The following is a 21,913-nucleotide window of genomic DNA, read 5'->3' as shown; positions in this document are numbered from 1 at the left end:
TCCTTCGTTCGGGTCGTCCGCGGCGTCAGCCGCGCCGTACCTGCTGGCCCTGCGACAGACGAGTGGTGGACACCCCGTCGAGCAGATTGACGATGTGCACGCGACCACCCCAGGCCCTGGCGTCCTCCCCGCCGACGACCTGATCGGGGCGGTAGTCGGAACCCTTGACGATGACGTCGGGACGGATGGTGCGGATGAGCTCGCGTGGCGTGTCTTCTCCGAAGACGGTCACGAAGTCCACGTAGCGCACCGCCTCGAGCACACTCATCCGGTCGCCTTGTGGTTGCAGCGGTCGCGTGGGCCCTTTGAGGCGCGCTGTCGACTCATCGGAGTTCACCCCCACGACCAGCACGTCGCCCAGCGATCTCGCCTCGCGCAGAAGCGCCACGTGTCCCGCGTGCAGGAGGTCGAACACGCCGTTGGCGAAGACGACCGTCTTGCCCGCATCCTTCTCGACGGCGACGAGTCGGGCGAGCTCATCCCAGTCCTCGATGGTGCCGGGGCGCTCCTCCGGCGACGAGGCCACGAGCAGCTCGTTCAAGAGGTCGGCGCTGGAGACGACGGCCGTCCCGGGCCGTCCACAGGCGATTCCGGCGGCCATGTTGCCCACCTGCACGGCCTGGAGCGTCGTGAGCCCCGAGGCGAGTCCCGCGGCGATGCCCGCGATCATCGAGTCGCCGGCCCCGGAGACGTCGGCGACCAGCCGCGCACGGGTCGGGATGCGGGTGCGCGCCGAGGCCTCGATCACCTCGACGCCGACGGCGGAGAGTGAGACCGCGAGGGACTCGATGCCGTCGACGAGCAGGCGGTCGGCGATGACGTCGAGGATCCCCTCGTCCGGCGCGTCGGCGTGGAGGCCCGACATGTGCAGCGCCTCGGAGAAGTTCGGCTTGACGATGGTCGCACCGCGGTACTTGCGGATGTCGGCGGACTTCGGATCCACGACGACCGGGATGCCGTGCCCCCGAGCCAGATCGATCACGCGGGCGACGAGATCGTCGCCGAGCAGGCCTTTGGCGTAGTCCGACAGGACGATGGCGGCCCGGGAGGGATCGTCGCCGAGTGCCGTGCGAACGGCCTCGACCGCGGCGTCGACACCTGGGGCGTCGAGAGGCTCGAGATCTTCGCGGTCCACGCGGACGATCTGCTGCATTCCCGCGACGACGCGCAGCTTCTCGATGGTCGGCGCTGCGCCGCGCCGCACCGGCGAAGCCGAGACCCCGGCTTCGGAGAGAAGCCGTCCGAGCTCGCGACCCGCCTGATCGTCGGCCCACGCGGCGACGAGGGTGGTCTGCACACCCAGGGCGGCGATGTTCATCGCGGCATTCGCCGCGCCCCCGGCGACGCTGTGGTCGCGACGTACCCGCAGGACGGGGATGGGCGCCTCGGGCGAGATGCGATCGACGGCACCCGCGACGTAGCGGTCCAGCATGGCGTCGCCGATCACGACCACCCGTGCGCCCTCGAAGCCGAGGATGTGTTGCGGGGTGATCGACGGCAGTGCTGACATAGGTGTTTTCCAGACGTGGGCGAGCGGACCGAGGGCGGCCGGACCGAACGAGCGTAACGGACTCAGGCGAGCGGTTCCCGGAGGAGGCCTTCGACGGCCTCGGTGACCTCGTCGGGACGCACCGCGCGGATGCAGTGAGCCTCGCGCGAGATGCACTCGTCGCTGCATCCCTCGGCAGGGCGGGCGGGCTGGAGCAGGGCGCTGCGCGCCGACCACGGACCGAAGCGCTCGGGCGCGTTGTCACTCCACGGCGAGCCGGTCGCGGGGTGGCACGTCACCACGACCGTCGGCACCTCGAGGCTGCTGGAGATGTGCTGCAGGCCGGAATCGTTGCCGATGAACAGGTCGGAGCGTGAGATCGCGGCGGCGCTCTCGCTCAAGCTGAGTCTGCCCGCGAGGTCGACGGCGGGGATGCCGTGGTCGCGGAGGAGGGCCACGAGCTGCTGCGCGCGGTCCGTGTCGACGCCGCCGCCCAGGATCTGGACGGCGACGGGGCGGTCGGCGGCCACGCGTTGCATGACCTCGGCGAGGTCCTCGACGGGCCACTGCCGCTTCGCATCGCGGGCGCCGATGCCCAGCCCGACCACGATTCCGGAGGTGTCGTCCAGTGCCGCCTTCTCTGTGGCCGCCCGCAGGTCGGAGGTGTCGAAGAGAGCGTTCCCGATGGGCGGCTGCCTGTGCTCCCGCCACGGCAGGCCCAGGTATTCGGCCACGCGCTGCAGCTGGCCGACGGTCAGGCGCGGGGTGGTGCCCCGTGAGATGACGTCGGTCAGCAGCTGATCCTGCGGACCGAACCAGACCGGTTCACGATCGGGCACGGGCGCGAAGCCCACGACGGACCGAGCCCGCGAAGCCACCGCGAGGTAACGGATCGGGGTGTCGTCGAAGTCCCATCGCGGCAGGATGGCGAGGTCGTATCCGCGCAGACCGAAGCGGCGCAGGGCCTGCCTCGCGGTCAGAATCTGGCGCTTGAGGGCGGATCCCTCGGTGATCGGCGTCCACTCGATGACGCGATCGACCGTCGGCGTGGCGTGGAACATCGTGGCGGGGCCGGGCTTGACCACGAAGTGCACGGTCGCCTGAGGCCACTGCTCTCGGATCGCGGCGAACAGCGCGAGGCTGGTCGTGGTGTCGCCGATCTCGTCGCTGCGAAGCACCACGATGCGGCGCGGTCGCACCGTCGGATCCCAGGAGCGTCGGCGGCGCGCGCCGAAGAGGCGGACGAAAACAGCCGGGGAGAGCGGATCACGGTGGCGGATCGCGTTGATCTGCCAGACGACCCGTCGGAGGAGTGAACGCACGGAGTCGAGCTTAGAGGGCGGCATCCCGTCCATCCTGTGACGGGCGTCCGCGATCACGGGTGGCCACCGGTCGCCGGTGAGCGGCAGCCGCCTCTTCGAGGACCGTGGCGCGTGCGTCGAACGAATGCTCACGCCGCACGCGCTCCGAGATGCGCGCCATGGTCGTGGCGTCGGGGAAGATCTCGTCGGGGTCCGCGCGGAGCATCTCGACGAGGTGCTCTTCATCGCGGTACGTCAGCACCGCCCCGCCGAACACCTCTTCGATCCCGTCGACATCCTCGGAGATGACCCGTCCGCCGACAGCCATCACGTCGAACGGACGCATGGCGATGAACCCGTGCTGTCTCATGGCCGGCCACTGGTCGTTCAAGACGATGGCGGCGGACTCGTATCGCCGCGGCAGGTCGGCGTGGCTGAGGGTACGCGCGGCGATGGCGGATTGCGAGATGAAGGGTCTCCAGTCCGGTCCGTAGACGCGCACCGGTATCCCGGCCCGAAGTGGAGCGACGACACTCGGCCGCGCGATACCCCGAGCGGTCCCGACGAAGACGATCTCGTCGGTTCGCTGGACACCGCTCGGATGGAACAGATCCGTGTCGGTCGCTTCGAGAAGGGGCGTCACGGGGATGCCCCAGCGCTGCCGGACCAGCCGGGACCACCTCTCCGACGCTGCGAATACTCTGTCGAAGCCCGCCATCTCCGCGCGCGTGATCTCGTCCGGGTGGCTGATGATCCACTGCAGATTCACGCCCGTCGGCAGGGGGTCGATGCGGTACGGGCCACGCACGACGACGTTCACATCGTCCAGGTACGCCGTGCGCCGCCCCCGCGCGTCGAACGCGTCGATGACCACCGTGTGCCCACGGCGACGGAGGGCCGACGCGAGGCCGCGCGCGAAGTGCATATCGCCCCAGACGGCCCCCTGACGACCCGCGGGAGCGCAGATCTTGATGGCCCACCGCTCCGCCCCGGGGTGGGGCCGACGCCATTGCAGACGCGGCTCGACGGTGCCGTCGGCGGCCGGGCGCCATGTGAGGACGTCGTAGCCGGCGGCATCCAGGAACACGGATGCCGCGTCTCGATCCTGCTGTCCGCCCCCGCCGCGCGGACCGGGTGTCTTCTCGTCGAACACGTGCAACGGCTCGTCGAAGACGGGCCGCAGAGAGGTGAGCACACGCATGCCGACGCGCGTGCGAAGCGATCGGGCGAAGGCCGCCGTGGTATCCGGTGCGTCTCCTTCGAGCACGTCGAGCAGTGCGCGTCGGCGCAACGCGACACTCCGGCCGTGAAGGAGCGGAACCGTGACGACGGCTTCCAGCGCGTCGAGGTCGTCCACGGGGTGGTGCGAGAGGATGCCCCACGGCGAGCGTCCCCCCGTCTCCGCTCCTCCGATGCCGTGCACGGTGCCGTCCTGCGAACGGTGAGCGGGCATGACAGCGTGATCCTCGTCGACGGCTTCGAGCAGAGCGTCGACCTCGGCGTCGGTGAACTCGGCGCGGGGGTCGAGTGCCACGATGGTCGTCGCGGGCAGCACCGTGGCCGCTTCGCCCAGCACCCGCGTCCAGGGGGCACGGCGTGGGTGACCGTGCAGGACCACTTCGGGGACGACACGCGTCAACAGATGAGCGGACACCCATTGCGCGGAATCCACTCCGACGAGCGGGACGACGACGCTCTCCCGGCGCGGCCCGGCCGCGCGGGCAGCCGCCTGCTCGACCTTGCGGGCGTACCTGCGATCACGCGCTTGCACCGGCCGCACGAGTCCCGTCGCCGTCGGAGACGGTGTCGCGGCTCGCGCGACCCGGTGACGACGCCACGATCGAGCGGAGGCAATCGCGAGTCGGCGCACCTCGGAGACCGTCAGGGACGCCTCCCGACCGGCGACACGCAGACGGATGAGCTCGTCGCGATGTGCCCACACATGCTCGAGAGCGGGGCCACCGACGGTGCGCCCATGCTCCTCGGCATCCCACCACGGGTGAATACGCACCGTCTCGCGTTCGCTCAGGAGGTATGCGTAGAGGGCCGGAACCCGCATGACTTCGGGGAGCTCGCCGCCGGCGACGATGTCGTCGAAGAGCGGGTTCAGGCTCATTCCGCGGCGGAACCCGCTCACGACGTAGTGCGCGATGACCAGAGACCGCGGGAGCCGCCGCAGCCCGAGCTGCGCGGCATAGAACTCACTGTCCACGACAGCCGAGCGTGCGATGGTCCGAGCCCACCAGAGGCGATCGACGGAGCGGACGACGGGACCGAGCACCCGCGACCCTCGCAGACGACGGACACGGCTCCTTATCGCACGGCGCATTCCACCGATTCTAGGCGCGCCCCGAACGCCTCCCGAGGAGCCGACGGATCCGGCGCACCCGTGACCACAGGGGCTGATGCGCGTCGATCTCGACCCGATTGTCCGACGCGATCTCAGCGCGCAAGCGGCGGACGGCGCGCTCCACCGTCTCGTCGATGTGCGCGATGGTCTCCGCGTGCAGCGATGCCATGTAGAGCGGCATGCCTGCGCCCTCACGCCGCACCCATTCCGAGAGCGCCCGGTCGCGCACGCGCGCGTCGTCGACCCTGTGCTCCTCGGTCAGTGCGAACATGCTGTTGGCGTCGAGGCCGGTGGCATCCGGTCTCTGCGTCCAGAACGCGAGCGCCTCGCCGGGGAGGAAAGCGATGTCGCCGCGACGAAGGATGCGCAGATAGAGGTCCCAGTCCTCCACGGCGTCGAGGGTCTCGTCGTACCATCCGACGTCGTCGTGGAGGGAGCGACGGTAGAGCACGGAGATGGGCACCGCGCGGTTCACACTCAGCATCTCCGTCAGCGAGATGCGTTGCATGCCGGCCCAGAACGGAGCCCGCCCGACCTCGGTCCACGAGCCCTCGCGCTGCTCTTCGTAGATGATCTCCGTGGGCACGGCCACCGCCAGGTCGGCAGGGTGGGCGTCGAGCCATGCGACGGTGCGCGCCAGGAACTCCGGATGCCAGCGGTCGTCGTCGTCGTGCAGCACGACGTACTCGGTGCCCGCGTCGCGGACGCCGACGTTCGCCGCGATGCAGCGGCCCCCGTCGCCCGGAGCGATATGGTGAACCGCCGCCGCGTCGAGGCCGGAGGCGACCACGACTCCCTCGACCTCGGCGACGTCTCCTCCGTCGTTCACGACGACGACGCGGACGTCGCCGAACGACTGCGCCCGGATGTCGGCCAGCGCGCGCCGCAGGAACTCCGGTCGCTGCCGGGTGCGGACGACGATCCCGACGCGTTCAGTCATGGTGTCGAGCTTAGGGCCGCGATGTGCGCCCGCCCGCGAGCCTCACAGCTCCGCGTGCAGAGCCCACACGCGATCGGCGGCGGCGTTCCAGGCGAAGCCCTTCGCACGGTCGCCGGCGAGCACGCGCAGGCGCTCGGCGTCCTCCCCCAGCGCACGCGCCAGCGCGTTTCCGAGATCCTCGGCGGGCGCGAAGGCGGCGGCGTCGGCGAGCACCTCGCGGTGCACCGCGGTGTCGACGGCGACGATGGGCACGCCGACGGCGAGCGCGTCGACCGCGCGCCACGGCCAGTCGGTCCGGCCGCACGCCGTGACGAACACCGACGCGTGCGAGAGCACGGCCGCGCGATCCCACCGGTCGAGCGCCCCACGGCTGTGCACGCGGCCTTCGGCGAGGCCGGAGGCTGCGGCGATGTCGGCGACCGCCGGCTCCTCACCCTCGGGCACATCGAGGACGACGACCTCGCCCTCCCACTTTGCGGCGACGACGGCGGCGAAGGCGGCGGCCAGCCCGTCGGAGGGTGCCGCTCCCCCGGCGAGCACGAGGAACGACGACGGCAGATCGAGCGCACGGAGGCGCCCCACGGCATCCGAGGGCACGCGCATACCGGCCGCGGGCGCGCCGCCGATGACGCGCACCTTCTTCGACAGCTTGCTCTTGGCGACCTCGGCGAGACGTTCGGCCATCGCGTGCGTGGGCACGACGACGGCGTCGGCGTGCTTGGTCACGCGCGCGAGCAGAGCGCGGCACGCGAGGATCTCGGCCTTCGGCAGCTCCTCCGGGGTCTCCCAGGCGCGAAGCTCCCACAGCGTCACGACGATCTGGTGCGTCTCGTTGACGCGGTCGTGGCGAACGAGCGGGGCCAACGCCGTCGGCGAGTGGATGAGCCCCCTGCCGATGCCGGGGGCGACACCGAGCTGCCAGGATGCCGCGAGCTCGCGCCGGCGCACCGCGAGCCGCGTCTCGGAACTGAGCCCCGCGACCGCGGCGGTGTCGGGGATGCCGGGCGCCGGCACGATGGCCGAGACGTCGCAACCGCGCGGGGCGGTGGCGATGAGGGCTTCGGTGAGCGATGCCGACGCCTCGGCGAGATCGGGCGACGTCGGGGCCACCAACTGGTCGAGGACGACGCGCAGGGAAACGGTCATGATGCCGGCGCCTCCGTCTCGGAGGCCGGGTGCAGCGCGTCACGCACCATCTGCTGCACCTGGGCGTAGTCGGGGTCGAATTCATCGACCCCGCCCGCGGGGGTGAGTTCGAGGGTGTTGATGGTCTGGTCCTTGGCCTTGAGCGCGAGGTCGACGAGCGTGGGAGCGATGAGCGACTGCGGCAGATCGGTTTGGACGAGGCTGGTGGTCGACTTCGCCACCTCCTGGAAGCGCGTCAGCACGACCTGCGGGGTGAACTGCGCGAGGACCGCTTCCTGCAGCTCGCGCTGGCGCCGCATGCGATCGAAGTCGCTCGTCGTGTAGCGCGACCGGGCGTACCACTGCGCGGTGTCGCCGTCCATGTGCTGCTGTCCGGGCTCGATCCAGCCGAAGGCCCAGTCGTCGACGGGCTGGCCGTCGTACGCGGGCCCGCCCTTCGGGAGGCGCTCCTGCACGGTGATGTCGACGCCGCCGAGCGCGTCGATCATCTCGGCGAAGCCCTTCATGTCGATGAGCACGTAGTACGGGATCTGGATGCCGAGGATGCCCTCCGCGGCATCCTTCGTCGCCTCGATGCCGGGCTCGGAGTCATTCGCTTTCGCGTCGGGGTACAGCGCGTCGCCGTCCTGGCAGACCTCGACCTCGGTCTTCAGCTGGTTGATACCGCTGCCCCAGCCGCAGGTCGGATCGGCGTACCCCGTGTGACCGTCGGGGTATCTGTCCTGCATCGGGCCGGGCGCGAACGGGAAGTGCGGCATGTCGCGCGGGATGCCGGTGATGGTCGTCGCCCCGGTGTCGGCGTTGATCGACACCACCGAGATGCTGTCGAAACGCATCGAGTCGCGTCCCTCGCCGGAGTCCGCGCCGAGCAGGAGGATGTTGTAGTACCCGTCGGAGGGCGGGACGACGGGCCCCGACTGGGCGAACAGCGATGAGAGGGCGTCGCGCGTGCTGCCCGCGATCCCGGCGGCCCAGGCGGCGCCCGATCCCGAGAAGAACAGCAGGACCACGGCCACGATCGCCATCGCGACCCGCGCGAGCGGTCCGACCCGCACGAGACGCACGAGGCGGAGGGTGTCGACGGTGAGCACGATCCACAGGCCGATGTACGCGAAGAGCGCGATCTGCACGAGGGTCAGCGGCACCGGCCGGACGGCCGCCAGGAAGTCGGGCAGGAACGAGCCGGTCACCACGGTGAACAGTCCCGTCGGCCAGAGCAGTCCCGCCAACGCGGCGATCGCGAGCAGCGTCCACATCGCCAGCGTCGCGCCGAGGCCGAACCGTCCGAGACGGCGACTGCCGGCGAGGATCTGCGCCGACCCGGGAATGAGGAAGTTGAGCACGACGAGCCACCACCCGCGACGCGTCATGACCTCGGGCGAACCGGCGTCGGGATTACGCAGCGGATGTGACTCGATGGCCCGGGCCTGCACACCCGGCCGAGCCGCGATGAGTGTCACAGGGAGTCCTTGAGGCGCCGATTCTTCTCTTCGACCTGCGCCTCCAGGTCGCGCGCGTAGGCCTCCACGCTGTCGGCGAGCGCGGCGTCGGCACTGCCGAGGATCCGCGCGGCGAGCAGGCCCGCGTTCTTCGCGCCGTTGATCGACACGGTCGCCACGGGAATGCCCGCGGGCATCTGCACGATGCTCAACAGCGAGTCCATGCCGTCGAGCGTCGCCAGCTGCACCGGCACGCCGATGACGGGGAGGGCGGTGACGGATGCCAGCATGCCCGGCAGGTGCGCGGCACCGCCCGCGCCGGCGATGATCGCGCGCAGACCGCGGCCGCGCGCCTCGCGACCGTATCGGACGAGCTTGTCGGGCGTGCGGTGGGCGGAGACCACCTCGACCTCGTGCGGGATGCCGAACTCGGTCAGCACCTCGCTGGCGGCGTTCATCACGCGCCAATCGGAGTCGGAGCCCATGACGACGCCGACCACGGGCGTCTCGGAAGAATGCAGCGGCCGGGTCACCGGTCCAGGCTAGGGGCGCTCGCTGGAAGATCGCGGAACGGCACGCGACATGCTCAGTCGAAGAACGACGCGGCTCCCCGGGCCTCGTAGACGATCTCGTCGAGATCGTCGCCGACGACGTTGACGTGCCCGACCTTGCGTCCCGGGCGCGGCGCTTTGCCGTAGGTGTGGATCTTGGCGGAGGGGTGCGCCGCCATCGCCGCGGCGAAGCGGTCTTCGAGGCCGCCCTCGGCGGGACCGCCCAGCACGTTGATCATGACCGACCAGTCGGCGATGGCATCGGTCGACCCGAGGGGCAGATCGAGCACGGCGCGTAGGTGCTGCTCGAACTGGCTCGTGACGGCGCCGTCTTGCGTCCAGTGGCCGCTGTTGTGGGGGCGCATGGCGAGTTCGTTGATGAGGATGCGCTCGTCGGCGGTCTCGAAGAGCTCCACCGCGAGCATGCCGGTGACCCCCAGGCCCTCGGCCACGGCGACGCCGATCTGCGCGGTCACACGCTGCACACGCTCGTCGGCGCGGGGCGCCGGGGCGATCACCTCGGCGCACACGCCGCCGCGCTGCACGGTCTCGACGACCGGGTACGCCCGGACCTCGCCCGACGGTCGCCGCGCCACCTGTTGCGCGAGCTCGCGCGTGAAGTCGACAAGCTCCTCCGCCAGCAGGGCCCCGCCGTTGCCGTCCTCGCCGAGAGCGGCGAACCAGTCGTCGGCCTCGGTGGCCGCCGAGACGACCCGGACGCCCTTGCCGTCGTACCCGCCGCGCGGGGTCTTGACCACGGCCCGACCGCCGTGTGCGTCGAGGAACGCCTGCAGCTCGGTGGCGTCGGCCACGGCCGCCCAATCGGGCTGCGGCAGGCCCAGTTCGGCCATCTTCGCGCGCATGACGAGCTTGTCCTGCGCCACGCCGAGCGGAGCCGGACCCGGATGCACGGCGACACCGGCGGCGACGAGGGCGGCGAGCACGTCTTGCGGCACGTGCTCGTGGTCGAAGGTGATGACATCGACGTCGCGCGCGAACGCCAGCACGGTGTCGGCGTCGCGGTAGTCGCCGACGGCGGTCGCGGCGAGCGCCGCCGACATGCCCTCGTCCTCCGCGAGAACGCGGATCCCGACACCCAGCTCGACGGCGGGCGCGATCATCATCCGCGCCAGCTGTCCGCCACCGACCACTCCGACTCGCAGCGCCATGCCGCTCCTTCCGTCGGCATCCATTCTGTCGGGGGTCTCGCGGGGATGCGAGCCGGGGCGGGCGGGTACCCGGGGGTCCCGGTGGCTTCGACGGGCTCAGCCACCTCGACGCGACCGGAGGCCCCTGAGCTCGCCGGTGGGACCGGGACTCCCTCGGACACCGAGGGCTTCGACGGGCTCAGCCACCTCGACGCGACCGGAGGTCCTTCAGCACGTCGATGACACCGGGACCCCGGACGCCGGTGGCTCCGATGAGCTCAGCCACCTCCGTCGGGGGGACATGAGTCCGCGTCAAAGGCCGACGGAGCCGGAACCGAATGTCTGCGAATCGCGGTGGGCGAGGATCTGATTGACCTCGACCTGATCGACGAGCGTCTCGTGCACGAGTACGGCGTTCGGGATGTTCTTCAGCCGCAGCGCGGGCTCCACCCCGTTCGAGAGGGTGAGGGTGCCCGCTCCCCACATGCGCTGCAGGATGCCGCGACGCAACTGGATCGCGTAGCCGCGCACGTGCGAGATCTCACGGCGATGGGCGCCGAAGGGTCCGGAGCGCTCGATGACCCGCCGGGTCGTTATCGTCCACGTGCGCGACAGCCAGACGAAGAACGGAAGCACGACGAGCAGCAGCACGAGCACGCCGGCGGTCGTCAGCAGCATCCAGTTCTCGTACGGCGCCGGCAGATTGTCGTAGAAGTACGCCGTGGCCCCGGAGACGCCGATCAGCACGAGCGCCGACCACCCCAGCCGTCGCGCGTGCGAGCGGAGCCGCGCGATCCGCAGCTCGGGCGCAGCCGCCCCCGGCGCCGGCATGCGCGGGCGTCCGAGGGGGGTCGAGGGCTGGCTCATGCCTCCCATTGTGCGATGCGACCGCGGCGCGCCACCGGTGCCACGCGGAGGGGCGGCGTCAGCGCACGTGCACGACGTCGCCGGCCGACACGACCGTCTCGATGGTGCCGGCCTCGACGACCAGGCGGCCCTCCGCGTCGAGACGGGCGGCCGTCCCCTGCAGGGTGGAGCCGTCGGGCAACGACACGGTGACCTCGCGGCCGACGGTGGCGCAGAGCTTCTCGATCTCGCGGTGCACACGGTCGACGTCGTCGTGCGCCACGCGCGCGAGGGTTTTGGCGAGATCGTCGATGAAGTCGGCCAGAAGGCGATCGTCGTCGCACTCGGCCCCGATCGCGGCGAACGACGTCGCGGTGGAGACGGGGAGATCGGCGCGACTCATACGGGTGTTGACGCCCGCCCCGACGACCACGGTGTCGGTCGAGGCGGGCACGACCTCGGCGAGGATGCCGCAGATCTTGCCGCCGTCGACGAGCACGTCGTTCGGCCACTTCAGCTCGGCCGTGCCGCCGTGGCCGGAGAGCTGGTGGTTGACGGCGCGCGTCATGGCGGCCCCCGCGACGAGCGGGATCCAGCCCCGCTGGGCGGGCGGGATCATCGTGGCGTCGACGACCACCGACACGGCGAGCGCGGTGCCGGCCGGAGCGGTCCACGAGCGGTCGAGGCGGCCGCGCCCCGCGCGCTGGTCATCGGTGATCAGCACCGAGAGGTGCGGCCATCCAGCGGGATCGGCCGTGACCGCGGCGACGACGTCGGCGTTCGTGGACTCGGTGGTCTCGACCACCTGGACGCGGGGACTGTGGGCGGCGGTGCGCGGGTATCCGGCTTCGGGGATCGGCATGCCCACACCCTAGGGAATGCGCTCGGGGATGGCATCCGGTTGCGGGGACGAGGGATGCCGACTGCTGGACGGATGCCACAGCCGCTCGGCCGTTCACTTGTGCGCACCCTCCAACGCCCGCGCCGGTGCGGTCGCTAGGGTGGGAGGGTGACCGACCAGCCCGATCTCTACACGACCGCCGGCAAGATCGCGGACCTGCGCAACAGGTTCCAGGAGGCGGTCGTCGACGCCGAAGCCGCCGCGCGCACCAAACAGCACGCGAAGGGCAAGCTCACCGCCCGCGAGCGCCTCGAGATGCTGGTCGACCCGGGCTCGTTCGTCGAACTCGACGAGTACGTCCGCCACCGCACAACGGCCTTCGGCATGGACAAGTCCCGCCCCTACGGCGACTCGGTCGTCACCGGCACCGGCACGATCCACGGGCGCAACGTCGCGGTCTACGCGCAGGACTTCTCCACCTTCGGCGGTTCCCTCGGCGAGGTCGCCGGCGACAAGATCATCAAGGTCATGGAGCTGGCGCTTCGCAGCGGCATCCCGATCATCGGCATCCTCGACTCGGGTGGGGCGCGCATCCAGGAGGGCGTGGTCGCCCTCGGCAAGTACGGCGAGATCTTCCGGCTGAACACCGCGGCATCCGGTGTCATCCCCCAGATCTCGATCATCATGGGTCCGGCAGCCGGTGGCGCGGTCTACTCCCCCGCCCTCACCGACTTCGTGATCATGGTCGACAAGACCAGCCAGATGTTCGTCACCGGCCCCGACGTGATCAAGACCGTCACCGGAGAAGACGTCGGCATGGAAGAGCTCGGCGGTGCCCACACGCACAACACCCGCTCGGGCGTCGCCCACTACCTCGCCGACGACGAAGACGACGCGATCGACTACGCGCGCGGCCTCATCAGCTACCTCCCCGACAACAACCTCGCCGAGATCCCCGTCTACGACACGCCCTTCGAGTTCGAGACGACGGATGCCGACCGCTCGCTGAACACGGTCATCCCCGACTCGCCGAACCAGCCGTACGACATCCACACCGTGATCGACGGGATCGTGGATGCCGCGGAGTTCCTCGAGGTGCAGCCGCTGTTCGCGCCCAACATCGTCATCGGCTTCGGTCGGATCGAAGGCCGCACCGTCGGCATCATCGCCAACCAGCCTTCGCAGATGGCCGGGACGCTCAACATCGACGCCGGCGAGAAGGCCAGCCGCTTCGTGCGCTTCTGCGACGCGTTCTCGGTGCCGATCGTGACCCTCGTCGATGTTCCCGGCTACCTCCCCGGCACCGACCAGGAGTGGACCGGTGTCATCCGCCGCGGCGCGAAGCTGCTGTATGCCTACGCGGAGGCGACCGTTCCGCTGGTCACCGTGATCCTGCGCAAGGCCTACGGCGGCGCCTACATCGTCATGGGGTCCAAGCAGCTCGGCGCCGACATCAACCTCGCCTGGCCCACGGCCGAGATCGCCGTCATGGGCGGTCAGGGGGCCGTCAACATCCTCTACCGCGGCGAGATCAAGCGCGCCGAGGAGGCGGGCGAAGACGTCGCCGCGGTGCGCACGCGTCTGGCGAACGAGTACACCTACAACGTGGCATCCCCCTTCCTCGCCGCCGAGCGCGGCGAGCTCGACGGCATCATCGAGCCCGCGCAGACGCGCGTCTCGATCGCCAAGGCCCTGCGGGCGCTGCGCAACAAGCGCGCGAGCCTGCCCGCCAAGAAGCACGGGAACATCCCGCTGTGACCGGCGCCGACGACGCCCGGGAGCTTCCGCCGGTCGTGGTGGAGGTGGTGCGCGGGGCGCCCACCGAGGAGGAGCTGGCCGCGGCCATCGTCGTCGTCAGCGAGGAGTACGCCCGCGAGGTCGCCGCCGCGACCGCGACGGACGAGCCCGTGCGATCGCGATGGGAGCTCGATGCCCGCGGCCTGCGTGCGCCTCTCAACCGCGCCGCCGGCTGGAACGGCTTCACGGGCTGAAGCTGTCCCCCGAAATACCTACAGACGGCGGTTCGCACTTCTCTCATACTGGAGGAGCTGGAACGCATCATGCGTTCGGCCGGGCCGCTCCCTCCGAGCCGGTTCCGGCCTTGCGAACGGTTTTCGGGTAACCGTTCGCCAGGGGTGAGGGGCTGGCGTATCGCCGCCTCTCACCCCTCATGACTTTCTCGGCGCGGGCACCGCGCGGCCGACAGGGCGAACGCCGGCGCGGCTTCGCGGGCCGTTGCGGGCAGGGTGCCGGCGCAGGCGATGTCGCGCACGTCGCGTGACGGCGCGTCAGCGCGGGCGGCGGATCTCGCGGAACAGGTCGACGTGGTCGTCGTCACCCGCGGCATCTTCGCCGCTCGAACGGCCCACGACGGTGACCGCGATCTCTTCGTCGGGCGAGGTACGGATGATCAGGCGGTCCGACACCGACTCGCGCACGATCGCCGCCAGCTCGCGGCGCACCGCGGTGAGGTCGTCGGCGCTGAGACCGTCGAGCCCGCCCTCGTCGAAGAGGCTGATGGCCGCCCCCCGACAGCGGGCGGCCTCGATCTCGTTGCGCACGTCGTCGTCGAGCAGACGGTTGCCGCGCAGTTCGTCGCGCAGACGGGCCTCTGCGCGCCGGGCGGCCTCTTTGTCGGACGGGCGCAGGTTGCCCCCGTTCTCGATGGTGCGCGACAGGATCGGTCCGGCCGTCTGCAGCGCACGCTGCACGTGCAGGCGGCGTTCGCGCTGGCGCCCGCTCTGCGACGCCTGCCACGCCGACGCCGCCTGCTGCAGCTCGGACAGCCGTTCGGCATCGCGCGCCGCCCGGTCGAGCGCGAAGACCACCAGCTGCGCTGCGGCCACCCACACGATGGACCCCACCAGGCCGAGGTTGAGAGCCTGCACGGGTCCGAGCCACAATGACGTCGCGACGGTGAGCAGCGCGATTCCCGTCCACGCCGCCACCGGGCGTCGACGAGCCATGACGATCATCATCAGCGCCCCGATCGCGCCGATCACCCATGTCACGAACGGCTGCGTGCGCCCCTCGTCGGTGACGGCGAGGAAGGTGATGTTCGACACGACGACGGTGGTGATCAGAGCGAGCACCACCTGCCACCCCGGCGCCCGGGGCGTCGGGGTGCCCGAAGCCGCCTTCGGCTGACCGCGGACGTCGACGGCGAAGATCCACAACCACGTCACCGGCAGATAGATCGCGAGCGCGAGAACGAGGAGCCAGCCGCGCTCGACGGTGTCGGGCGACGTCCATATGAGACCTCGCGCCGCCAGGTACGCCGTCAGAGCGACGCCCAAGCACGACAGGATGGCGCGGACGGTCACCAACGGTCCCCGCTCTCCCACTCGAGGGTGACGGTGGTGCCGCCCGAGTGGGACTCGATCTCGCTGTGCCCGCCGACGGCCGCGAGGCGGGCGTGGATCGACCCCCGGATGCCGAGTCGATCGGGCGCGATGGCGGAGACGTCGAAGCCCGCGCCGCTGTCGCGGACGCGAACCGCCACGCCGCCCGGGGACGCCGACCCGGTCAACTGCACCGCGAGCCCCTGGGCGTCGGCATGCTGGACGGCATTGGCGACGGCCTGGAGCGCGGCGAGGACGAGTGCGCGGGCCACCCGACCGGGCACGCGTGGCGTCCCCTCTTCGAGCTGTCGGCTGACGCGCACCTGCACGCCCATCTCGTCGGCGGCGGACTCGATCTCATCAGCGAGCCGGGAGGCCGGGACAGGTTCGTCACTGCCTTCCAGCGGGTCTTTCTCGGCGTTGGCCAGTCGGGTGAGCGCTTCGCGCGCCATACTGACGGCGAGAGTGCGCTCACGCGGGGTCGACGCCCGCTCGGCCGCGAGCAGAGCACCCAGCACGCTGTCGTGCATGAGCGCGGCCACCGCGACGCGCTCGTTCTCGGTCGCCGCCGTCGCCGCCGCCGACGCGTAGCTGGCAACGGCGGCCGCGCGCGCCTGATCGACGTTCGACGCGATGGACCGGTACATCCAGCCGAGGGTGAGCAGGACGCTGCCGAGGATGAGGGCGAACGACACGTCGAGCGCGATCGTCGCGACGAAGGCCCCGTCGGCCTGGACCTGCAACAGGCGGACGACGCCGTAGAGGATGGGCGTCGCCACCGTCCAGACGATCTGCAGCACGAGCGGAAAGGCGACGATGCTGGCCACGGTCGCCACGTTCACGAGGTAGAAGATCCAGGGATCCTCGGTCGGCGCCGGCGTCGGCCCCGCCGCGGTCGCCACCGGCCACGCGCACAACGTCACCACGAACACGACCGCGAAGATCCCCGCGAACACGCGCGTGAGCCGGCCGACCAGGCACGCGACGATCATGGCAGCGAGCGGCACGAAGATCGCCGCCGTGAGCGGCACGTGCCACCCCGCCGCCTCGCCCGACGAGCCGAGAGCCGCGGTGAAAGCCTGCGCGCCCAGCACCAGCGAACCGCAACCGGCGATGAGGTGGATGACGCGTTCGATGCGCGTCTGGGTGAACGAGCCCTGGTCGACCTGTGTCTCGCGCGACTGCGGGATGCGCCCCCACGCCTCGTCGAGCACCGACCTCCCGGTCTCAGTCATGCCGCGGGGCGCCGTCGGGAGCGTCGTGCAGGATGCCGTCTTCCATGGCACGGCGCAGCAGGTCGACCTTCGTGGGAGCCGGTCGCCCCACCTCGACGTACTTCACCCGCACCCGGGTGATGTTCTCTTTGGCGGTGGAATACGCGACACCGAGCCGCTCGGCCACGGCCTTCAACGGCAGACCCGCCGCGTACAGTCTCAGCACCTCGCGTTCTCGAGCCGACAACTGGGCGCTGGCGAACTCGCGATCGCCTTCGACCGCGCTGGCCCACTCGACGTTGTCGAGCAGCTCCCCGCGCGCGACGGTGCCGATGGCGCCCAACACCTCGTGGGTCGGCGACGACTTGCTGACGATGCCCGCCGCCCCGGCGGCGAGCGCCTCGCGCACGGCCGCCGGACGGTCGGCGACGCTGTGGATGATGACGCTGGAGCCGTCGCGGACCACGCGGTCGACGTTCTCGGACACCGTCGTGCCGTCGCCGAGTGTCAGATCGAGCACGACCACGTCAGCGGGAGATGCCACCGCCGCCTGACGCCAAGTCAGGTATGCCGCGACGTTGGCCCCGGAGAACACGACCTCGGTCGACTCGGTGCGGGCGAGTGCCGCCTCCAACCCGAGCCGGACCGACTCGTGGTCATCGATGAGTGCGACGCGGGTCATCACCACATCGTATCCGCGCCGTGCGCCCGGATGCGGGAGATTCCTGCACCTGTGGATGTCAGCGTCGGAGGACCGCCACGGCTTCCACGTGGTGGGAGTTCGGGAACAGGTCGAGCCCGCGGACGCCGTCGTGCGCGCGGTAGCCGAGCTCGGCGAAGGTCGCGAGGTCACGGGCCAGGGCGACGGGGTCGCACGCGACGTAAACGATCGCGGACGGCGCGAGCGCCGCGATGCCTGCCACCACATCCGCTCCGGCGCCGGCGCGGGGCGGGTCGAGCAGGACCACGCCGCGAGCGAGACGCTCCCGCTCCCGGGCGGACGCCTCCGCGCCCAGACGCGAGACGAAACGGTCGACGCGGGCCGTCTCGGCGCGCGCGCCCACCCACTCCGCCAGGTTCTCGCCGGCGTGCTCGGTGGCACGCGGGTCGGACTCCACGCTCACCACCCGCGTTCCGCTCCCGCCCAGGTCGCCGAGTGTCGCGGCGAACAGCCCGACACCGCCGTACAGATCGAGGTGGGTCGCCTCGGGGTCGAGTCCGCCCACGGATGCCGTGAGCTCGGCCGAGACGAGGGAGGTCAGCGTGCGCGCGGCGAGACGGTGCACCTGCCAGAAACCACCGGCGTCGACGCGGAACACGCGGTCGCCGACGCGTTCCTCCACCACCTCGGGGTTTCCGTGCGACCGTGCGCCCTCGGGGCGCGGCAGCACGCGCACGCGTCCGTCGGCGGGCTGCACGAGATCGATGCGGCCCGGCTGCGCACCCGCGCGCACCTCCGCCGCGGAGCGGGCGACCGCGTCGGTCGCGAGCGGCAGATCCGGGGCTTCGACGACGCGGTGGGAGCGGGCGGCGTACGCGCCGACCCGTCCTTCACCGTCGACGTGCAGGCTCACGCGGGTGCGCCACCCGGTGCCGTCGGCCGACTCGGCGTCGTCCGATCCGCCCGCTGGACGCACATCGACCGGCAGATCGAGCCGGCCCACCCGCTCGATCGCCTCGCGGATGACGCGCTCCTTCAGCGACCGCTGGTGCGCGAGCTCGATGTGCCCGAACTCCGCACCGCCCACGCGCTGGGCGGGGTCGACCTCGATTGCCGCCGCACGCCAGACGTGGGGGCGCCGCTCGGGCGCGGCCTGGAGCACCTCGACCGCGTCGGCGCGCCAGAACGACTTCTTGCGCGTCTCGGTCAGCCGGGCGCGGATGCGCTCGCCGGGCAACGTGTCGGGCACGAACACCACGCGGCCCTCGTGCCGCCCGACGAACACACCGCCGTGGGCGATGCCGGTGATGTCGAGTTCGATGAGGTCGCCGTGGTGCATCCCCCGAGCCTGACACATGCGGCCGGGAGAGCGCCGGGGCGACGCCCCTGCAGAAGAGGACCCTGAGCCCGCCCGAAGGGTCCGTGACCCCGTCACAGCCCGGTGACTCGACAGGCTCAGCCACCTCGCCGGCCAAGGACCCTGAGCCCGTCGAAGGGTCCGGACGCCACGACGCCACCCCCGCGTGGGTAGCGTGGGCGCATGCGCGTGTGCTTGGCATCCACCTCTCCGGCTCGTCTCATGCTGCTGCGCCAGGCGGGAATCGAACCCGAGGCGCAGGCACCCCGGGTCGACGAGGAGGCCGTGATCGCCGAGGTCGAGAGGGCCGAGGGGCGTAGGCTGCCGGCCGCCGAGCACGTGCTGCTGCTCGCGCGGCGCAAGGCCGAGGACGTCGCGCGACGCCTGCACGCCGAGGAGCCGGACTTCGACGGTTTCGTCATCGGCGGCGACTCGATGTTCGCGCTCGGCGACGACATCCTCGGCAAGCCGTACACGCCGGAGGCGGCCACGGCCCGGTGGCGCGACATGCGCGGGCGCACCGGCATCCTGCACTCGGGCCACAGCGTGTTCCGCCTCTCGCCCGGCACCGAGCCGCGCGAGGCCCATTCCGTCGCCGAGGCGTCGGTGACCTTCGCGGCCGACGTCGACGAGCAGGAGATCGCCGACTACGTCGCCAGCGGCGAACCGCTGCTGGTGGCGGGAGCCTTCACGGTCGACAGCCTCGGTGGCGCGTTCATCGAGCGGGTCGAGGGCGAACCCTCGACGGTCGTGGGCATGTCGCTGTCGACCGTGCGCCGACTCGTTCGAGAGCTCGGGGGCTCGTGGACGGCCCTGTGGAACCGCCCGTAGGGTTTCGCACACGTTTTTCGACTTTTCTTGTGGAGGGTCGTCAAAAGGCGGGCAGGTGCCCTCGCTAGGCTGGGAGGATGCCGAAGATCGCCAAGGTCCTTGTCGCCAACCGCGGCGAAATCGCCGTCCGTGTCATCCGCGCCGCCCGTGACTCGGGCAAGGCGTCCGTCGCCGTCTACGCCGATCAAGACCGTGACGCCCTGCACACCCGCCTCGCCGACGAGGCGTACGCGCTCGACGGTGCGACCAGCGCCGAGACCTACCTGTCGATCGAGAAGATCCTGTCGGTGGCCCGCCGCTCCGGGGCCGACGCGGTGCACCCCGGATACGGCTTCCTCGCCGAGAACGCCGACTTCGCCCGCGCGGTGACCGCCGCGGGCCTGGTGTGGATCGGCCCCTCCCCCGAGGCGATCGAAGCGCTCGGCGACAAGGTGACCGCCCGCCACGTCGCCGAGAAGGTCGGCGCCCCCCTCGCCCCCGGCACCCCCGGCCCCGTCTCGGGGGCCGACGAGGTCATCGCCTTCGCCGAGGAGGTGGGCCTGCCCATCGCCATCAAGGCCGCGTACGGCGGCGGCGGACGCGGCCTCAAGGTCGCACGCGAACTCGGCGAGGTCGCAGAGATGTTCGAGTCGGCCACCCGCGAGGCCGTCGCCGCCTTCGGCCGCGGCGAGTGCTTCGTCGAGAAGTACCTCGACAAGCCGCGCCACGTCGAGACGCAGTGCCTCGCGGATGCCGCGGGCAACGTCGTCGTCGTCTCCACGCGCGATTGCTCGCTGCAGCGTCGTCACCAGAAGCTCGTCGAAGAGGCCCCGGCCCCCTTCCTGAGCGACGAGCAGAACGCGGTGCTGTACTCGGCATCCAAGGCCATCCTCAAGGAGGTCGGCTACGTCGGTGCGGGCACGTGCGAATTCCTCATCGGCGCCGACGGCACCATCTCGTTCCTCGAGGTCAACACCCGCCTGCAGGTGGAGCACCCGGTCTCCGAAGAGGTGACCGGCCTCGACCTCGTGCGCGAGCAGTTCCGCCTCGCCGAGGGCGAAGAGCTCGGCTACGACGACCCCGCCCCCGTCGGCCACTCGATCGAGTTCCGCATCAACGGCGAAGACCCGGGCCGGGGCTTCCTGCCGCAGCCCGGCCCCATCCACGTGTTCAAGACGTTCGGCGGTCCCGGCATCCGCCTCGACTCCGGCGTGACCGCCGGCGACAGCGTCTCGGGCGCCTTCGACTCGCTGCTGGCGAAGATCATCGTCACCGGCCGCGACCGCGCCGAGGCGCTCGAGCGCTCGCGCCGTGCGCTCGACGAGTTCGAGGTCGCGGGCATGCCCACCGTGCTGCCCTTCCACCGCAAGGTCGTTCGCGACCCCGCCTTCACCGCCGAGGACGGCGACTTCGGCGTCTTCACGCGCTGGATCGAGACCGAGTTCGTCAACGACATCCCCGCGTGGGACGGCGAGCTCGAGGCGCCCGCCGCCGCTCCCGGCCGCCACACCGTGGTGGTCGAGGTCGCCGGCAAGCGCCTCGAGGTGAGCCTGCCCGACCGCATCACCGCCGCGACGCCGCAGGTGGGTCGTCCGGCCGCCGCTCCCCCGTCTCGCCGTGCGCACGGCTCCTCCCCCGCTGCCGGCGCCACCGGCGACGCGGTGAAGTCGCCCATGCAGGCCACGATCGTCAAGGTCGCGGTCGAGGAGGGCCAGCAGGTCGTCAAGGGCGACCTCGTCGTCGTGCTCGAGGCGATGAAGATGGAGCAGCCCATCCAGGCGCACAAAGACGGCACGATCGCCGGCATCGACGCCAACCCGGGCACCACGGTTTCTGCGGGTCACCAGCTGCTCCTCATCAACTGACGCGTTCCACTCACGTTCCGGCGCCGCATCCCTCCGGGGGTGCGGCGCCGTCGTTCGCGGCGGGGGCACGGCGACTGTCGCGCGGGTGCGGTGGCGGTGTGCCGGGGGGTGCGGTGGCGGTGGGTGCGGTGGCGGTGGGTGCGGTGGCGGTGGGTGCTGTGGCGCGGAGGCGCGGAGGCGCCGTGGCGCGGAGGCGCGGTGCGCGGAGGCGCGGTGCGCGGAGGCGCGGTGGCGCGGTGAGAAACGGCATCCGCACGAGCAAACACCGCGACGAGGCGTTTCTCGACGCGAAACGCGTTTCTCGGCAGCCCCCGCACGGCACAGCCGCGCGGCGCGACCGAACCGTGCATCGAGACGCTCCGGCGGGCCGGCCCGTCAGCCGTGAGAAACGGCATCCGCACGAGCAAACACCGCGACGAGGCGTTTCTCGACGCGAAACGCGTTTCTCGGTAGCCCACGCAGGGCACAGCCGCGCGGCGCGACCGAACCGTGCATCGAGACGCTCCGGCGGGCCGGCCCGTCAGCAGCGCGACCGTCAGGCGCGGCGAGGCGCTGCCATGCGGCGGTCCGACGGCAGCGAGAAACGGCATCCACACGAACACACGGCACGACGA

At 71.2% G+C, this 21,913-nt stretch carries 18 protein-coding genes; 4 read left to right on the top strand and 14 right to left on the bottom strand.

Annotated features, from left to right (window positions below; genetic code table 11):
- Nucleotides 1–25: 25 nt before the first annotated feature.
- The 10 genes from AS029_RS08025 to AS029_RS07980 all read right to left on the bottom strand — a co-directional run bounded on the left by AS029_RS08025 (nt 26) and on the right by AS029_RS07980 (nt 12,072).
- Nucleotides 26–1,510, bottom strand: a complete 1,485-nt coding sequence (locus AS029_RS08025) for a PfkB family carbohydrate kinase (protein WP_058232083.1) — start codon at nt 1,508–1,510, stop codon at nt 26–28.
- Between the two features lie 62 nt (nt 1,511–1,572).
- Nucleotides 1,573–2,811 (bottom strand): glycosyltransferase family 9 protein, encoded by a 1,239-nt coding sequence (locus tag AS029_RS08020; protein ID WP_167345248.1) that lies wholly within the window; start codon nt 2,809–2,811, stop codon nt 1,573–1,575.
- A gap of 10 nt (nt 2,812–2,821) precedes the next feature.
- Nucleotides 2,822–5,002, bottom strand: a complete 2,181-nt coding sequence (locus AS029_RS08015) for a glycosyltransferase family protein (protein WP_167345247.1) — start codon at nt 5,000–5,002, stop codon at nt 2,822–2,824.
- A 127-nt stretch (nt 5,003–5,129) separates the two neighbouring features.
- Entirely contained in the window at nt 5,130–6,080 is a 951-nt protein-coding gene (locus tag AS029_RS08010) for a glycosyltransferase (RefSeq protein WP_058232080.1), read from the bottom strand.
- A gap of 42 nt (nt 6,081–6,122) precedes the next feature.
- Nucleotides 6,123–7,226 carry a glycosyltransferase gene (locus AS029_RS08005; protein WP_058232079.1) on the bottom strand — a complete coding sequence of 368 codons (1,104 nt, stop codon included), beginning with the start codon at nt 7,224–7,226 and terminating at the stop codon, nt 6,123–6,125.
- Nucleotides 7,223–8,686, bottom strand: coding sequence for an LCP family protein (locus AS029_RS08000; protein ID WP_058232078.1), 1,464 nt, complete (start codon nt 8,684–8,686; stop codon nt 7,223–7,225). The genes AS029_RS08005 and AS029_RS08000 overlap by 4 nt, the downstream gene beginning before the upstream one ends.
- Nucleotides 8,683–9,150 (bottom strand): 5-(carboxyamino)imidazole ribonucleotide mutase, encoded by a 468-nt coding sequence (gene purE / locus AS029_RS07995; protein WP_058232458.1) that lies wholly within the window; start codon nt 9,148–9,150, stop codon nt 8,683–8,685. The genes AS029_RS08000 and purE overlap by 4 nt, the downstream gene beginning before the upstream one ends.
- A gap of 101 nt (nt 9,151–9,251) precedes the next feature.
- Nucleotides 9,252–10,385, bottom strand: coding sequence for a 5-(carboxyamino)imidazole ribonucleotide synthase (locus AS029_RS07990; protein WP_058232077.1), 1,134 nt, complete (start codon nt 10,383–10,385; stop codon nt 9,252–9,254).
- A gap of 291 nt (nt 10,386–10,676) precedes the next feature.
- Nucleotides 10,677–11,231 carry a PH domain-containing protein gene (locus tag AS029_RS07985; protein WP_058232076.1) on the bottom strand — a complete coding sequence of 185 codons (555 nt, stop codon included), beginning with the start codon at nt 11,229–11,231 and terminating at the stop codon, nt 10,677–10,679.
- Between the two features lie 58 nt (nt 11,232–11,289).
- A complete protein-coding gene (locus AS029_RS07980) occupies nt 11,290–12,072 on the bottom strand; it encodes a biotin--[acetyl-CoA-carboxylase] ligase (protein WP_058232075.1) in 783 nt (260 codons plus the stop codon).
- A gap of 147 nt (nt 12,073–12,219) precedes the next feature.
- Here AS029_RS07980 and AS029_RS07975 point away from each other — a divergent pair, with 147 nt between their 5' ends.
- Nucleotides 12,220–13,809, top strand: a complete 1,590-nt coding sequence (locus AS029_RS07975) for an acyl-CoA carboxylase subunit beta (RefSeq protein ID WP_058232074.1) — start codon at nt 12,220–12,222, stop codon at nt 13,807–13,809.
- Nucleotides 13,806–14,042, top strand: coding sequence for an acyl-CoA carboxylase epsilon subunit (locus AS029_RS07970; protein WP_058232073.1), 237 nt, complete (start codon nt 13,806–13,808; stop codon nt 14,040–14,042). The genes AS029_RS07975 and AS029_RS07970 overlap by 4 nt, the downstream gene beginning before the upstream one ends.
- A 297-nt stretch (nt 14,043–14,339) precedes the next feature.
- Here AS029_RS07970 and AS029_RS07965 read toward each other — a convergent pair whose 3' ends face one another.
- From AS029_RS07965 to AS029_RS07950, 4 genes are read right to left on the bottom strand one after another with little or no spacing between them, the layout of a single operon-like run.
- Nucleotides 14,340–15,374, bottom strand: coding sequence for a hypothetical protein (locus tag AS029_RS07965; protein ID WP_082642224.1), 1,035 nt, complete (start codon nt 15,372–15,374; stop codon nt 14,340–14,342).
- A complete protein-coding gene (locus tag AS029_RS07960; RefSeq protein WP_175456642.1) occupies nt 15,371–16,627 on the bottom strand; it encodes a sensor histidine kinase in 1,257 nt (418 codons plus the stop codon). Before AS029_RS07960 ends, AS029_RS07965 begins: the two co-directional genes overlap by 4 nt.
- Nucleotides 16,620–17,288, bottom strand: coding sequence for a response regulator transcription factor (locus AS029_RS07955; protein WP_058232455.1), 669 nt, complete (start codon nt 17,286–17,288; stop codon nt 16,620–16,622). The genes AS029_RS07960 and AS029_RS07955 overlap by 8 nt, the downstream gene beginning before the upstream one ends.
- Nucleotides 17,289–17,346: 58 nt before the next feature.
- Nucleotides 17,347–18,606: a class I SAM-dependent RNA methyltransferase gene (locus tag AS029_RS07950; protein ID WP_058232072.1), complete on the bottom strand. Its 1,260-nt coding sequence runs from the start codon at nt 18,604–18,606 to the stop codon at nt 17,347–17,349.
- Between the two features lie 201 nt (nt 18,607–18,807).
- Here AS029_RS07950 and AS029_RS07945 point away from each other — a divergent pair, with 201 nt between their 5' ends.
- Together AS029_RS07945 and AS029_RS07940 are read left to right on the top strand one after the other, a co-directional pair.
- Nucleotides 18,808–19,455: a Maf family protein gene (locus AS029_RS07945; RefSeq protein ID WP_058232071.1), complete on the top strand. Its 648-nt coding sequence runs from the start codon at nt 18,808–18,810 to the stop codon at nt 19,453–19,455.
- Between the two features lie 77 nt (nt 19,456–19,532).
- The gene (locus tag AS029_RS07940; protein WP_058232070.1) at nt 19,533–21,299 is read left to right on the top strand and encodes an ATP-binding protein; all 1,767 of its coding nucleotides are present in this window, start codon (nt 19,533–19,535) and stop codon (nt 21,297–21,299) included.
- Nucleotides 21,300–21,913: the final 614 nt, after the last annotated feature.

Source organism: Microbacterium enclense (genome assembly GCF_001456955.1).
GTDB lineage: Bacteria > Actinomycetota > Actinomycetes > Actinomycetales > Microbacteriaceae > Microbacterium > Microbacterium enclense.
This window is presented reverse-complemented; position numbering and strand designations above follow the sequence as displayed.

Excerpts from the sequence above, each read along its gene's own strand:
- AS029_RS07960 (WP_175456642.1), bottom strand. The coding sequence starts at position 16,627 with ATGACTGAGACCGGGAGGTCGGTGCTCGACGAGGCGTGGGGGCGCATC.
- purE (WP_058232458.1), bottom strand. The coding sequence starts at position 9,150 with ATGGGCTCCGACTCCGATTGGCGCGTGATGAACGCCGCCAGCGAGGTG.
- AS029_RS07945 (WP_058232071.1), top strand. The coding sequence starts at position 18,808 with ATGCGCGTGTGCTTGGCATCCACCTCTCCGGCTCGTCTCATGCTGCTG.
- AS029_RS08010 (WP_058232080.1), bottom strand. The coding sequence starts at position 6,080 with ATGACTGAACGCGTCGGGATCGTCGTCCGCACCCGGCAGCGACCGGAG.
- AS029_RS07950 (WP_058232072.1), bottom strand. The coding sequence starts at position 18,606 with ATGCACCACGGCGACCTCATCGAACTCGACATCACCGGCATCGCCCAC.
- AS029_RS07955 (WP_058232455.1), bottom strand. The coding sequence starts at position 17,288 with ATGACCCGCGTCGCACTCATCGATGACCACGAGTCGGTCCGGCTCGGG.
- AS029_RS07940 (WP_058232070.1), top strand. The coding sequence starts at position 19,533 with ATGCCGAAGATCGCCAAGGTCCTTGTCGCCAACCGCGGCGAAATCGCC.
- AS029_RS08025 (WP_058232083.1), bottom strand. The coding sequence starts at position 1,510 with ATGTCAGCACTGCCGTCGATCACCCCGCAACACATCCTCGGCTTCGAG.
- AS029_RS08005 (WP_058232079.1), bottom strand. The coding sequence starts at position 7,226 with ATGACCGTTTCCCTGCGCGTCGTCCTCGACCAGTTGGTGGCCCCGACG.
- AS029_RS07980 (WP_058232075.1), bottom strand. The coding sequence starts at position 12,072 with ATGCCGATCCCCGAAGCCGGATACCCGCGCACCGCCGCCCACAGTCCC.
- AS029_RS07985 (WP_058232076.1), bottom strand. The coding sequence starts at position 11,231 with ATGAGCCAGCCCTCGACCCCCCTCGGACGCCCGCGCATGCCGGCGCCG.
- AS029_RS07990 (WP_058232077.1), bottom strand. The coding sequence starts at position 10,385 with ATGGCGCTGCGAGTCGGAGTGGTCGGTGGCGGACAGCTGGCGCGGATG.